This window comes from Sphingomonas aerolata (assembly GCF_023935825.1).
GTDB lineage: Bacteria > Pseudomonadota > Alphaproteobacteria > Sphingomonadales > Sphingomonadaceae > Sphingomonas > Sphingomonas aerolata.
This window is the reverse complement of record NZ_CP098762.1, coordinates 3,467,467-3,481,322: the sequence shown is the minus strand read 5'-3', so window position 1 is coordinate 3,481,322 and position 13,856 is coordinate 3,467,467. Positions and strand designations below refer to the sequence as shown.

14 protein-coding genes are annotated in these 13,856 nt (G+C 67.5%); 8 read left to right on the top strand and 6 right to left on the bottom strand.

Annotation, left to right across the window (positions count from 1 at the left end):
• Window positions 1-64: 64 nt before the first annotated feature.
• Window positions 65-1,390 (bottom strand): sigma-54-dependent transcriptional regulator, encoded by a 1,326-nt coding sequence (locus tag NEF64_RS15965; protein ID WP_056409201.1) that lies wholly within the window; start codon window positions 1,388-1,390, stop codon window positions 65-67.
• On the bottom strand, window positions 1,387-3,147 hold the full coding sequence (locus tag NEF64_RS15960; RefSeq protein ID WP_252574132.1) for a sensor histidine kinase: 1,761 nt from the start codon (window positions 3,145-3,147) through the stop codon (window positions 1,387-1,389). The genes NEF64_RS15965 and NEF64_RS15960 overlap by 4 nt, the downstream gene beginning before the upstream one ends.
• A 230-nt stretch (window positions 3,148-3,377) precedes the next feature.
• Between NEF64_RS15960 and NEF64_RS15955 the strand changes: the two genes are divergently transcribed.
• From NEF64_RS15955 to NEF64_RS15940, 4 genes are all read left to right on the top strand, one after another.
• Complete coding sequence (locus NEF64_RS15955) at window positions 3,378-4,724, top strand: dicarboxylate/amino acid:cation symporter (protein ID WP_260171256.1); 1,347 nt, start codon at window positions 3,378-3,380, stop codon at window positions 4,722-4,724.
• Between the two features lie 54 nt (window positions 4,725-4,778).
• The gene (locus NEF64_RS15950) at window positions 4,779-6,332 is read left to right on the top strand and encodes an alginate export family protein (protein WP_252574130.1); all 1,554 of its coding nucleotides are present in this window, start codon (window positions 4,779-4,781) and stop codon (window positions 6,330-6,332) included.
• Between the two features lie 167 nt (window positions 6,333-6,499).
• Window positions 6,500-7,708 carry an acyl-CoA dehydrogenase family protein gene (locus tag NEF64_RS15945; RefSeq protein WP_056409311.1) on the top strand — a complete coding sequence of 403 codons (1,209 nt, stop codon included), beginning with the start codon at window positions 6,500-6,502 and terminating at the stop codon, window positions 7,706-7,708.
• A gap of 34 nt (window positions 7,709-7,742) precedes the next feature.
• Window positions 7,743-8,804, top strand: a complete 1,062-nt coding sequence (locus NEF64_RS15940; protein ID WP_252574127.1) for an acyl-CoA dehydrogenase family protein — start codon at window positions 7,743-7,745, stop codon at window positions 8,802-8,804.
• A gap of 177 nt (window positions 8,805-8,981) precedes the next feature.
• On the opposite strand, the gene NEF64_RS15935 is transcribed toward NEF64_RS15940, so the two are convergent.
• Both NEF64_RS15935 and NEF64_RS15930 read right to left on the bottom strand, forming a co-directional pair.
• Entirely contained in the window at window positions 8,982-9,296 is a 315-nt protein-coding gene (locus tag NEF64_RS15935) for a hypothetical protein (protein ID WP_031393859.1), read from the bottom strand.
• A 77-nt stretch (window positions 9,297-9,373) separates the two neighbouring features.
• Window positions 9,374-10,492 carry a fatty acid desaturase family protein gene (locus NEF64_RS15930; protein WP_031441697.1) on the bottom strand — a complete coding sequence of 373 codons (1,119 nt, stop codon included), beginning with the start codon at window positions 10,490-10,492 and terminating at the stop codon, window positions 9,374-9,376.
• Window positions 10,493-10,736: 244 nt separating this feature from the next.
• Between NEF64_RS15930 and NEF64_RS15925 the strand changes: the two genes are divergently transcribed.
• On the top strand, window positions 10,737-10,997 hold the full coding sequence (locus NEF64_RS15925) for a hypothetical protein (RefSeq protein WP_031393857.1): 261 nt from the start codon (window positions 10,737-10,739) through the stop codon (window positions 10,995-10,997).
• Between the two features lie 97 nt (window positions 10,998-11,094).
• On the top strand, window positions 11,095-11,622 hold the full coding sequence (locus tag NEF64_RS15920; RefSeq protein WP_056409208.1) for a hypothetical protein: 528 nt from the start codon (window positions 11,095-11,097) through the stop codon (window positions 11,620-11,622).
• 10 nt (window positions 11,623-11,632) lie between these two features.
• Here the strand turns inward: NEF64_RS15920 and NEF64_RS15915 are convergent, their stop codons facing one another.
• On the bottom strand, window positions 11,633-11,908 hold the full coding sequence (locus tag NEF64_RS15915; protein WP_235516513.1) for a hypothetical protein: 276 nt from the start codon (window positions 11,906-11,908) through the stop codon (window positions 11,633-11,635).
• A gap of 154 nt (window positions 11,909-12,062) precedes the next feature.
• Here NEF64_RS15915 and NEF64_RS15910 point away from each other — a divergent pair, with 154 nt between their 5' ends.
• Complete coding sequence (locus NEF64_RS15910; RefSeq protein ID WP_200912212.1) at window positions 12,063-12,293, top strand: hypothetical protein; 231 nt, start codon at window positions 12,063-12,065, stop codon at window positions 12,291-12,293.
• A gap of 24 nt (window positions 12,294-12,317) precedes the next feature.
• A complete protein-coding gene (locus tag NEF64_RS15905; protein ID WP_235516514.1) occupies window positions 12,318-12,902 on the top strand; it encodes a TIM barrel protein in 585 nt (194 codons plus the stop codon).
• 57 nt (window positions 12,903-12,959) lie between these two features.
• On the opposite strand, the gene NEF64_RS15900 is transcribed toward NEF64_RS15905, so the two are convergent.
• The gene (locus NEF64_RS15900) at window positions 12,960-13,769 is read right to left on the bottom strand and encodes a retropepsin-like aspartic protease family protein (protein ID WP_056409210.1); all 810 of its coding nucleotides are present in this window, start codon (window positions 13,767-13,769) and stop codon (window positions 12,960-12,962) included.
• Window positions 13,770-13,856 lie beyond the last annotated feature (87 nt).

The following is a 13,856-nucleotide window of genomic DNA, read 5'->3' as shown; positions in this document are numbered from 1 at the left end:
GGGGCGTTACCGGTAGTCTCGGCCTGCCCTTCGACTTCGCTCAGGGCGAACGGGGTCGGGAGCGTCACCCCTTGGTCGGGCGATAGGCCTCGACGTCGATCTCGTGGCGTTTCAGCTTGTCGTAGAAGGTCTTGCGCGGGATGCCGAGCGCGGCGAGCGCGGAGCGGACGTCGCCGCTGACCTGGTGCAACGTCGCGCGGATCGTCGCTTCCTCGAACTTGTCGACACGCGCGGGGAGCGGCAGGTCACCATCCTCGTCCGCCGGCGCATCCGCCTCGACGCGCAGCACTAGCCGTTTCGCCAGATTGTCGAGCTCGCGGACATTGCCCGGCCAGTCATGCTGGCCGAGATAGGCGAGCGTCGCGGTGTCGATCGTCGGCACCTCGCGCCCGAACCGCTCGGCGGCCTGGTGCAGCAGATGCCCGAACAGCAAGGGCACGTCGTCGCGCCGTTCGCGCAGCGGCGGGATGCGCAGCCGCACCGCGTCGAGCCGGAACAGCAGTTCGGCGCGGAACCGGCCATCCTCGACCGCCTGGTCGAGCCCGGGTTTCGCCGCCGCGATTACCCGCAGGTCGAGCGCGCGGGGCAGGTCGCCGCCGACCGGCATGACCTCGCGCTCCTCGAGCACGCGGAGCAATTTGGCCTGGACCGCGGGCAAGGTGCTCTCGATCTCGTCGAGGAACAATGTGCCGCGGTTCGACGCCTCGATCCGGCCGGTGCGCGGGAGGCGCGAATCGCCGTCATGGCCGAACAGCTCGATCTCCGCGACCGCCTCGGGCAGCGCGGCGCAGTTGACCGCGACGAACGGCCGCGACCGGCGGTTACTCCAGCGGTGGAGCAGCACCGCGACGAGTTCCTTGCCGGTGCCGGTCTCGCCCTCGACCAGCACGTCGATATCGGCCTGCGCGATCTGGCGCATCGTCTCGCGCAGCCGGACCATCACCGGGGTCTCGCCGATCAGCGGTTCGGCGCCGATCGTCTCCTCGGCGGCGGCGCGCAGCCGGCGATTGTCGAGGACGAGGCGGCGCATCTCGAGCGCCCGCCGGGCTCCGGCGATCAGATGGTCGGTCGCAAACGGCTTGGGGATGAAGTCGAACGCACCGTTCTTGAGCGCGGCCACCGCCATCGCGACGTCGCCGTGGCCGGTCATCAGCAGCACGGGGATCTCGTGGTCGATCGCGGCGATGCGGCGGAACAGCTCCAGCCCGTCCATCTTGGGCATGCGGATGTCGGACACCACCGCGCCGTCGAACCCCGCATCGATCCGCGCGAGTGCGACGGTCGGGTCGCGCTCGGCGATCACCGCGATCCCGGCGAGTTCGAACGACTGTTCGAGCGCACCGCGCAGCACGTCGTCGTCGTCGACGAGCAGGACGCTTTGCTCGCTCATGCTTTTACCAGGATCATGCGAAAGACGGCGCCTCGTGGAGCAGGGACGAGGTCGAGCGTGCCGCCGAACTCGGTCATGATGTCGCGCGCGATGCCGAGCCCGAGGCCGAGGCCGTCGGTCTTGCTGGTCGCGAACGGTGTGAACAGGTCGTCGGCGATGCCGGGATCGATGCCGGGGCCGTTGTCGGCGACGGTCAGCACGACATCGCGGCCCTTGCGCCCGACCGTGACGTCGACGCGCGCATCGGGCCGCTCGGCAACCGCGTCGAGCGCGTTCTGGAGCAGGTTGACGAGCACCTGTTCGAGGCGGACGCGGCCGGCGATCACGGTCAGCCGCGCCTCGGGTCCGCTCGGCAGGTCGAGCGTCACGCCCTTCGCCCGGAAGCGGTCGCCGATCAGCAGGCGGACGCCGTCGATCGCCGCGTCGAGCGCGACCGGGCCGATCGAGCCCGCGCCGCGCCTGGCATAGCGCCGCAGCCCCGCGGTGATCGTGCCGATCCGGCTGGTCAGCTCGACGATCGCCTGCAGGTTGGTCGCGGCGCGCGCGGGTTCGTCGCGCGCGAGGAACGCGGCGGCATTGTCGGCAAAGGTGCGGATCGCGGCGACCGGCTGGTTGATCTCGTGCGCGACGCTCGCCGTGATCGTGCCGATCGAGCCGACGCGATTGGCATGGGCGAGCTCCTCGCGCGCCTGGCGGAAACGCTGGTCGGCGGCCTCGCGCTGTTCGACCTCGATCTGCAACCGGTCGGCGGTGGCGCTGAGCTCGGCGGTGCGGCGTGCGACCTCGGCCTCGAGTTCGGCACGCGCGCCCGCGTTGCGCTTGCGGCGCTGATGCAGCCACCATGCGCCGAGCATCGCCGCGATCGTCGCCAGCGCGGCGATCGTCGTCGCCGAGCGCGTCCGCACGGCCGCGCTGCGCAGCGCCGCGTCGAGCGGCTCCATATGGACCAGATGCCAGCCCGCGATCGGCACGGGCAGCGACACCGTCACCGCGGGCGTCCCGTCGCCGAGCCGCGACCGGTCGTCCGCCAGCGTCAGCGGTGCGCGGAGCAGCGGCAGCGTGCCGAACTGCCGCGTCTGCGCGAGTGTCCGACGCCGCGCAGGAGAGAGCGCGCGTGTCGTGTGGAACTCGAGTCGCGGGTCGCTGGAGATCAGGATCACGCCGTCCGCATCGACGACGAAGGTCGCCATGTGATCCTGGATCCAGGCCTGCGCGATGCGGTCGAACTCGACCTTGACGACGACGACGCCAAGCGGCCGTCCCGCGCGGTCGATCCGTCGCGAGAGATAGAGGCCGGGGCGTCCGCTGACGCTGCCCAGCGCGAAGAATTCGGTCGTGCCCGACGCCATCGCCTTGGTGAAATAGTCGCGGTAGCGATAATCATGCCCGAGAAAGCTGTCGGGGCGGTCCGCATTCGACGCGGCGATCGTCATCCCCTGTGTATCGAGCGCATAGATGACCGGTGCACCGGTACGCGCCGCGAGCAGCGCGAGCTTGGCATTGAGCGCCGGATCGACCGTGCCCGATGCGAGTGCCGCGCGGACATCGGTATATTCGCCGAGCATGACCGGGAGCAGGCGGTAGGTCTGCAGCTCCGATTCCAGCAGCCGCAGGTTGCTGCGCGTCTGTTGCATCGCCCGCAGCCGGACCGCGGCGGTCGCATCCGCCACCGTCCGCCGGCCATAGACGGAGGCGACCACCGAGACGATCACGCCGAGCGCGGCGAACGCCATCAGCACCGCCAACGCGGTCGTCACCAGCGAGGATCGAGTCCGTCTCATCTGTGCGGATTATCACACACATTCGTGTGACGCCATCGGCAAAAATGTGCATTTTCCGCACATTCGAAGCATCGGTACGGAGCAAACTCACGCGAATCCAAGGGTTTGACGCGCTTGACGTGATCACTTGTAGTCCGGGGTCCGGCCCGGCATTACCGCCCTCACTAACGTCCCGCGTGAGTGGACGAGACTTTCAGGAGGCGATGTTGACCCTACCATCCCAGACATATGCGGTCGCGGAAACGCCGGCACGCAAAGGCTGGACCAGCCAGCTCTATATCCAGGTGCTGATCGCGATCGCGCTGGGTGCAGCGCTCGGGCATTTCTATCCGACGTACGGCGCGGCGCTGAAGCCGCTCGGCGACGCGTTCATCAAGCTGGTGAAGATGATCATCGCCCCGGTGATCTTCCTGACGCTCGTCACGGGTATCGCCGGGATGAAGGAACTGGGCGCGGTCGGTCGCGTCGCGGGCAAGGCGTTCGCCTATTTCCTGTTCTTCTCGACGCTCGCCCTGATCGTCGGTCTGATCGTCGCCAATGTCGTCCAGCCGGGCGCGGGGATGAACATCGACGCCGCCTCGCTCGATACCAAGGGCATCGCCGACTATACGGTCAAGGCGCATGAGACGACGATCACCGGGTTCCTGATGAGCATCATCCCGGACACGATGGTCAGCGCGTTCACCGACGGCAACATCCTGCAGATCCTGCTGATCGCGATCCTGTTCGGCATTTCGCTGAGCCTGGTCGGCGAGCCTGCCAAGCCCGTGCTCAACTTCCTCGAGCGTCTCAGCCTGATCGTCTTCAAGCTGGTCGGCATCCTGATGCGCGCCGCCCCGCTGGGTGCGTTCGGCGCGATCGCGTTCACGATCGGCAAATACGGGATCGGCAGCCTCGCCAATCTCGGCGCGCTGGTCGCGACCTTCTACCTGACCGCGGCGCTGTTCGTCGTCGTCATCCTCGGCACCGTCGCGCGTCTGACGGGCTTCTCGATCTTCAAGCTGATCAAGTATTTGAAGGCCGAACTGCTGCTGGTGCTCGGCACCTCGTCGTCGGAGGCCGCGCTTCCGAACCTGATCCAGAAGATGGAGGCTGCGGGCTGCGAGAAGTCGGTCGTCGGGCTGGTCGTGCCGACCGGCTATTCGTTCAACCTCGACGGTACCAACATCTACATGACGCTGGCCGCGCTGTTCATCGCACAGGCGACGAACACCGACCTGACGCTGGGCCAGGAACTGTTGCTGCTCGTCGTCGCGATGATCTCGTCCAAGGGCGCCGCGGGCGTCACCGGTGCGGGCTTCATCACGCTGGCGGCCACGCTGTCGATCGTGCCGACCGTGCCGATCGCGGGCATGGCGCTGATCCTCGGCGTCGACCGCTTCATGAGCGAGTGCCGTAGCCTGACCAACTTCATCGGCAACGCGGTCGCGACGATCGTCGTCGCCCGCTGGGAAGGTGCGCTCGACCGCGACAAGCTGAACGCGGCGCTGTCGGGCCAGCTGCCCGAACTCGCGCCGGCGCCGATCACGACCGCCGCCGCTCCTGCCGCATGATCCCGACGGGGCCGGCGTTGGCCGGCCCCGCGACCAGTACCGGATAGCTTTTTTATGGCCTCGATGATGATGCGCCGCGTGCGCCATGCGGCCGGCTTTGCCGTCGCCACCCTTCCCGCAATGGCGCTCGCCCAGGCCGCGCCGCAACAGGCTGCTCCCGAGAGTGCACCGCCCAAGGCGCGCGAACGGCTTGGTCCCGTGTCCAAGGACGCGGCCGGCACCAGCGCGGCCTCGCCGATCGCCGAGAGCTATCCCAATGCCGCGGTCGGCGACGGCGTCACCGCGGGCGGCTACAACCAGTCACGCTGGGCGGAGGACTGGTCGAAACTGCGCGACCCCGCCAAGCGCAAGGACATCATCGACCAGCTGAAATTCATCTCGATCGCGGGCGACGGCGACGTCTACCTGACGCTGTCGGGCGAGGCGCGGTTGCGCGTCAACCACACCACCAACCCCAATCTGCGCGACAGCGAGGCACAGCGGCAGGACATCCTTCGCCTGTTCGGCGGCGCGGACCTGCATGTCGGCGAGCATCTGCGCTTCTATGGCGAAGTCGCGCACGGCACGCTCGAGGGTGAAAATCTCGGCAACGTGCTGCCGAACCTGCGCAACAAGCTCGCGGTGCAGCAGGCGTTCGTCGACCTGACCGGGACGGTCGCCGATGTCGATGTCGGCGTCCGCTATGGTCGCCAGACCTTTGCTGACGGCCCGAACCTGATGGTCGTCCCGCGCGACAACAACACGCTGTATTTCGGGTTCAACGGCTTTCGCGCCTGGGCGCGGACCGCGGGCGTGCGCGCCGACGTGTTCGACTTCAAGCCGACCGCCTACGGCACGCAGGGCACGCGCGACGACGATGCGGAGAGCGCACGGCGCTTCTCGGGCATCTCAACCGGCGTCGTCCTGCCCGACACGCTGTTCGGCGGGTCAAAGCTCTATCTCGACCCGTTCCTCTGGCGGCTGCGCAACCGCAACGCGGTCTGGGGCACCGACAATGCGCGCGAGGTCCGCAATTTCTACGGCCTGCATTTCTGGGGCGATGCGGGGCCGGTCAATCTCGACTGGACCGTCAATTATCAGGGCGGCAGCTATGACAACCGCTCGATCAAGGCGTGGCTGATCCTGCTCGCGCAGACCTACAAGCTCGGCAAGGGGCGCAACGCGCCGCGCGTCGGCTTCCATGCAGACTATGCCAGCGGTGGTGGTGCCTACGGGAACGGCACGCTGCGCACCGCGCTCGCACCGTTCGGCAACAACATCTATTACAGCTATCAGCTGTTCGCGACGCCGACCAACCTGATCGCGGTCGCGCCGAACGTCAGCTTCACCGTGCTCGACAAGCTGCGTCTGACCGCGGAATATCAGCTGTCGTGGCGCGATTCGCAGAATGACGCGGTGTACCGCGCCAATGGCAGCGCCTTTGCCGGCACGCAGAATGTGTCGGGCAGCAAGATCGCCGACACGATCCGCTTCCAGGCGGTCTATCCGATCTCGTCGCGGCTGTCCTTCACGGGCCGTTACGAGCATCTGATCGCTGGGTCGTCCCTGACCCGCGCCGGGTACAAGAACTCGGACTTCCTCGCCGGCTGGCTCAGCTACCGCTTCTGATGACCTCGATCCTCCCCCTGGCGGGGGAGGATCGTGACGGCACGCGATACCGTCAGGATTAACCTGCGTCGCACCCACCCGTATTTTCCGTCCTTACGACCATACCGGTCCTTCAATTTCGTGATCGACTGTGGCACATGGACTCCATCATCAGGAGTCACATGGTCATGGATCTGAGCTTCACACCCGACGAAGAGGCCTTTCGCGAGGAGGTGCGCGACTTCTTCCGCGAAAAACTCCCCGCGCGTCTCTCGACGCTGGTCCGCGAGGGCCGCCGGCTGCGCAAGGCCGACATGGAGGAATGGCACGCGATCCTCAACGACCGCGGCTGGCTTGCCAATCACTGGCCGCGCGAATGGGGCGGGCCGGGCTGGAGCGTGATCCAGCGGTTCATCTTCGACAATGAATCCGCGCTCGCGCACGCGCCGCGCGTCGTGCCGTTCGGCGTCAACATGCTGGGGCCGGTGCTGATCAAATACGGGTCGGAAGAGCAGAAGCGCCACTGGCTGCCGCGCATCCTCGACGGCTCCGACTGGTGGTGCCAGGGCTATTCGGAACCCGGCGCCGGCTCCGATCTCGCCGGGCTCAAGACCACCGCGGTGCGCGAGACGCGGGATGGCCGCGAGGTCTATGTCGTCAACGGGCAGAAGACCTGGACGACGCTGGGCCAGCATGCCGACATGATCTTCTGCCTCGTCCGCACCGATCCCGCCGCCAAGAAGCAGGAGGGGATCAGCTTCCTGCTGATCGACATGAAGACCCCCGGCATCGAGGTCCGCCCGATCACGCTGATCGACGGCGAGCAGGAGGTGAACGAGGTGTTCTTCACCGATGTCGAGGTGCCGGTCGAGAATCTGGTCGGTACCGAGAATGACGGCTGGACCTATGCCAAATATCTGCTGACCTATGAACGGACCAACATCGCCGGCGTCGGCTTCTCGATCGCGTCGTTCGAGCAGCTGAAGACGGTCGCGCGCACGCAGACGAAGAATGGCCGGCCGCTCGCCGACGATCCGCTGTTCGCGGCGCGGATGGCGCGCGTCGAGATCGACCTCGCCAACATGCAGACCACCAACTTGCGCGTCGTCGCGGCGGTGGCGGGCGGCGGTGCGCCGGGCGCGGAAAGCTCGATGCTCAAGATCAAGGGGACCGAGATCCGCCAGGAGATCACCGCGCTGACGCGGCGCGCCTATGGCGCCTATGCCGCGCCCTATATCCCCGAGGCGCTCGAGGCGGGGTGGAATGGCGAGCCGGTCGGGCCCGACGATGCCGCGACCGCGTCGCCGAGCTATTTCAACAACCGCAAGCTGTCGATCTTCGGCGGATCCAACGAGATCCAGAAGAACATCATCTCCAAAGCCATATTGGGTCTCTGAGCATATGAACTTCGAGCATAGCGATGACCGACGGATGCTGGCCGACACGCTCGTCCGGGCACTCCGCGACGGCTATCCGATCGAGACGCGCAACGCTGGTGCCTATGGCGAGGCGGGGTATGACCCCGCCGTCTGGCAGCAGCTGACCGAACTCGGCATCGTCTCCGCGCTGTTCGACGAGGCCGCGGGCGGGTTCGGCGGCTGCGGGTTCGACATCATGGTGGTGTTCGAGGCGCTCGGCCGGGCGCTGGTGGTCGAGCCGTTCCTCGGCGCGCTTATGGCCGGACGCGCGCTCGCCGCGGCCGGTGGGCACGACGCGGTGCTCGCGGCAATCGTCGCTGGCGAGACGATCGCCGCCTTCGCACACGAGGATGCGCAAGCGCCCGTGACCGCAACGCGCGCTGGCGACGGCTGGACGCTCAGCGGCACCAAGGCGGTCGTGCACCAGGCAGGCGCCGCATCGGTCTTCGTCGTCAGCGTCGAACAGCCGGGCGATCCGCTCGTCCTGCTTGTCCCCGCCGACGCCGCCGGGGTGTCGGTCCGCCGCTACAGCGTCGTCGAGGGTGGCGGCGCGGGCGAGGTGACGTTCGACGGCGTCGCGCTCGGCCCGGACGCCCGGATCGGCGCGGACGGGCAGGGGCGTGCGGTCGTCGACGCGGCGATCGAGGCGGGGCTGCTCGCGCTGTCCGCCGAGGCGCTCGGTGCGATGGCGTTCGTCAAGGAGGCGACGCTCGGCTATCTGCGCGACCGCAAGCAGTTCGGCGTGCCGATCGGCAAGTTCCAGGCGCTCCAGCACCGCATGGCGACCGTGCTGCTCGAGATCGAACAGGCGCAGTCCGCCGTCATCAACGCGGCGGCGGCGTTCGACGGCGACGATGCGACCGCGCGCGCGCGCGCACTGGCGGCGGCGAAATACACGATCGGCCGGACGGGCGCGCTGGTCGCGGAGGAATCGATCCAGCTCCACGGCGGGATCGGCATGACCTGGGAATATGCGGTGTCGCATTATGCCAAGCGACTGGTGATGATCGACCACCAGCTTGGCGACGAGGATCATCATCTCCAGCGCTATATCGACCTCGCCAGGGCTGCCTGAGGCCCGCTCTCCCGTTCGTGCTGAGTAGAGATCGAGTAGCCCCGAAGGGGCGTATCGAGGGCTCGTATCGAAGCACAGGTTTTATCCGCCAACCTGTCCTTCGATACGCCGCTTCGACTTCGCTCAGCAGCTACTCGGGACGAACGGGAAGAGGGAGGGACCGCAAGTCGTCCGGCGCTAGCCGCGCCGCGCGATGATCGGCCGCAGGCGGACGCCGAGGCAGATCACCGTCGGCCAGAACATCGTGTTCGCGACATCGACCAGCGTGTCGTCCCAGCGCCACGACCCGTAGTTCAGCCGGTCCATGATCTCGTTGAACGCCTCGCCCGCCGCGACCACGGTCCAGGGGATGAAGGTGCCGAACGAGCGCCGCGTGATCAGCCGTGCGATCATCAGCAGCGCCATGCCCGCATGGATGTGCAGGATGGTGTCGGGCAGCCCGGTGCCGTCGCCGACCCAGTCGATCCACTGATGGTAGAGTTTGGGTAACACGTAGAGCCTCCGCCGCGGGCAGGGTGCTGCCCGGGCGGGGGCTTACCGTGATGATCGGCGCAGCGATACCGGCGTGATCAGCCGCGCACCGCCTTGCGGCAGGCCTTGACCAGATTGACGATCAGCCCCGACAGCGTCGAGTAATTGGCGTGGTGATAGGACGACCCGTCACCAAGCTCGCCCGTCAGGCGGCGATGCGCCTCGGGCAGCGCATGATAGGGCAGCCCCGGCAGCAGATGGTGCAGCGCGTGATAGCGCAGGCCCACCGGCGCCCAGATCTCGGCGAGCAGGCCCGGCGGCGGCACGTTGACGCTGTCGAGATACTGGTCGGTGATGCTCATCGCATCGCCCTCATTCTCCCACAGATGCGCGACCAGCGTGCGGACCTGGTTGAGCACCGCGATCGCCGAGACGATGGCGAGGAAGGTGAGCGACGCGGCCAGCGGGAACACGCCGGTCGCGGTCAGCACGACGAAGCTGATCGCCCAGACGCTAGCCGCGGTCTCCCAGATCCGCCAGCTGCGCAGCGCGGCGCCCTCGGGCGGCTTGCGGCGGAACTGCGGGTTGATCGCGAGCGCGGAATAGCGCGTGACGACGATCTCGCGCAGCTTGGGCGACAGCAGCGACAGCGGCGCGAGCACGCCGTAGCGCAGGATCAGCCCGATCGGCAGCAGCGCCGACACCAGCACGAAGATCGCGAGCGTCGCCGCAGGCCCACGAGCGAGCGGCATATATTCTGGATCGCGGTTCGTGCCGTAACGAGTCTTGGCATGGTGGAGCGTATGGACGCCCTCATACATCAGCGACGGCATCATAACCGGCACACCGAACAGGATATTCCACCCCGCGGTGAAGCCGCGCACGGCGTTCGGCTTCATGTGCGACAGTTCGTGGATGAAGCTGAGCGCGCGGTACAGGGCGAGCACGGCGACGACCGCGCCGAGCAGCTTGGCCCAGAGCGGCGTCGCGACGATCGCCACCGCCATGCCCGCATAGCCCAGACCCGCCGACGCGATCAGGTCGGTCCAATAGACGATCGGGCGCGCCGCATGCAGGTCGCGCGTCAGCGACGCCGCGGCCTTGATCATCGCGATATCCTCGCGACCCGCCTGCGCCGCCTTGGGGCGTGCGAGCGCGGCCGAGGCCCGCGACAGGGTCGCAGCAAGGGGGTCGGGCGTGACGAATGCGGTTGCCATGATCATACCATTTTCGGGTGACGTATCGTCGTCGATACAGAAGAATTCAGGCTGAAAAATGGTGACGGGACGACCGGAATCAACCACCCGGCCGGGCCGCGGCCGATTGCGCGTCGTCGTCCAGGCAGGCACGCGGGGCCGTGAAGACCCTCCTGCATCGTTGATCTGAATTAGGAACACTTTACTGGCGCAATCGTTAGGGCGGTGGTTCCCAACCGGGCTCATTTTCGAGAAAGCGAATTTTATGAAGACATTGATCCTTGGCGCAGCCGCGCTTGCCATGACCGCCCTCCCCGTCGCGGCGAGCGCAGCACCTGTCACCGGCAACGCCGCACAGTCGCTGTCGGTCGCGTCGTCGGCGCGTGCCGGCACCGCAACCAAGCGTTCGAGCAAGGTCGCTGCGGACAGCATCGCACCGCTGGTCATCGGCGCAGGCGTGATCGCCGGTGTTGCATATCTCGTCATCGACAAGGAAAATGACGACGACAACTCGGACAGCAACTGAGTTAAGCGCGGGGGCGGCGGTCGCGCCGCCCCCGCAACCTCTGTCGCCCGGTATCGGGCGATAGACGTTTCAAGGCCGCGCCGTGTAGGGCTGGGGCATGACCCGTATCATCCGATGCTGCGCCCTGATCGTCCCGTCGCTCGCACTGCCCCTGGCATTGTCGGCTTGCGATCCGCCACGCTGGGCGCGCGGGGGCGCTGATACGGACAGCCGCGACCCGATGGCACGGCGTGATGCCGATTTCAGGCGCACCGAGACGCAGCGCGTCGCGCAGGATATTGCCCGGACCGAAGAGTCCGTCCGCCTCTCGATTGCCGAAAAGCGCATCGAGGCACTCGAGAAATCGCTCGCGGAGATGCAGACCACGCCCGAGACGGTCGAGATCGACCTGCTCAAGGGCCGTCTCGCGGCCGTCGAGGCCAAGGCCTATGCGCTGCAGGATGCCCCGCCATCTGCACCGCCCGCGGCCGCCCCGACGCCCACCCCGCGCCGCGCGGCAAGCACCGACGCCGCGACCACCCGCCGCGACCCGTCACGCCCGCCCTTGCGCCTGCCCCAGCTCGAATCCGCCCCGCGTCGCGCCACCGAGGCCGAAAAGGCTGCGTTCAACGCCAACCGCCGCTGACACGATTCCCCTATAATCCGGCCTGATCGATCATCGATGCGATCTCGGCCGGCAACGCGGTTTCCGCCTTGGGCAACAGGCGGTTGAGCGCGGTCTGCACGCGCTTGGTCGCGACCTGATAGGTCTTGTGCCGGATCCCGCGCGTCGCGTTCGTCCGCCAGGAGGAACTCTCGCCGAGCAGCGCCTCCCATTTGGCCTCTTCAGCGGCCAGGATCGAGAGTGCGAGACGAAGCCCGTCCCGCCGTCCGCGTGCATAATCGTCGGACATCGCCGGCATCTCCATCATGCGCCCCCGGTCCCTGACAAGCGAGGTTCGCTTTGTCCCCCGACCACCACGAAATCTTCCCGTGATCAAGGGCTTGGTCGCACGCCATTCGCGGCGTGTGGCTTCGGGGTGCAATACCGCTTGCCGGCAGGGCCGTCTGGCCTAGTGTGCGGGCATGATTACTCGGCGCACCGTCATCGCTTCTTCTCTCGCCCTGTGCGCGACCTCGGCGATCGCCGCGGCGCCCGCACGGCGTGGCCGGCTGAAGCAGTCCGTCAGCCGTTGGTGCTATCAGGACATGCCGCTCGACGCGCTGTGCGCCGCCGCAGCGCGCATCGGGCTGGACGGCATCGACCTGCTCCAGCCCGCCGAATATGCGGTGCCGCGCCGGCACGGACTGCGCTGAACCATGGGCTATGCCGCCGACATCATGACCATCCCCAATGGTCTGAACCGGCGGGAAAACCACGCGGCGATCGAACGGGCGTTCCGCATCGGTATCCCGCAGGCCGCCAAGGCCGGCGTTCCCAATGTGATCGCCTTTTCGGGCAATCGCCGCGGCCTGTCCGACGCGGAGGGCGCCGACAACGCCGTCGCGGGGCTGAACCGTCTCAAGCGGATCGCCGAGGATCATGATGTGACGATCTGCGTCGAACTGCTCAACAGCAAGGTCGACCACCCCGATTACATGGCCGACCACACCGCCTGGGGCGTGCGGGTCGCCAAGGAAGTCGCCTCGCCCCGCGTGAAGCTGCTCTACGACATCTATCATATGCAGATCATGGAAGGCGACCTGATCGACACGATCCGCAAGAACATCGAGTGGATCGGTCATTTCCATACCGGCGGGGTTCCCGGGCGGCATAATCTCGACGGCACGCAGGAGGTCGATTGGCAGGCGGTGGCGCGCAGCGTCGCCGATCTCAAATTCCAGGGTTATTTCGCGCATGAATTCGTGCCGGTCGGCGATCCCCTGACGGCGCTCGCCCAGGCGGTCCGGACCTGCACGGTGTGACCGGGAGCCGGACGGTCGACGCTTCGTAACTGCCGGGGCCAGCGCGTGGCCCGGGACTCAGCGCATCGCGAGCTGCGTTGTCAGCGCGCGCGGCGTGATCGTCATCACCCCGTCCTCGATCGTCACGCGTCCCAGCCGCGCGATCTCGGGCTGGCCGAGCAGCGTGTAGGGCATGCCGCGCTGGCCGATGCGCATCGCCATCCGGCCCAGACTCTGCCCGCCGATCTCGACCGAGGCGACGCGCGCGACGCCGAGCCGGGTATAGCCGCCGATGCCGATCGCGGTTTCCTCGCGCTGCACGGCACGGTCGGCCCCTGTCGCGCGCGCATCGTCCGCCGACAGGATGGTGTAGGCCGCGCCGGTATCGACGATCGCACGGATGCGGACGCCGTTGACCATCATCGCCGCGACGAAATGCCCGCCCCAGGGATCGCGATTGATCCGCAGGACATGTGGCTGCGCGAAGGTCACGGGCTCGTCGAAATCGGCGGGGTCGAAATCGGCGGGGTCGAGCTCGATGCGGGGCGGCGGCGGCGGCGCATAGCTCACGGCGGCGACCATCGTGCGCTGCGGCTCGATGCAGGTGACGACGGTGCGCGACAATATGTGCCCCTCGTCGTCCTCGTCGGTCGTCTCGGTCGTCGTGATCACCGCCATGCCCGGCGTCGCCGTGCCGCCGCGCCAGGCGGTGTCGACGATGCGGGTACGACCGTTGATTGTGGTGACGGTGCGCACGGTGTTCGCCGGGACGTCCTGGACCTGCCCGCCGATCTGAACGCGGACCTGCGCGGCGGCAGCGGTAGCGGTCAGCGCGGACGCCAGCGCGATCGCGAGTGCCCCTGCGCGGACGATTGCTCTGATGCCCACGGCAGTCCTCTTTTCCTCGTCCACGGACATCCGTCCCGGAGGGTCAAAGGAACCCTAGCGGCAGTGTGTTTACAGTTGGTTAGCGCG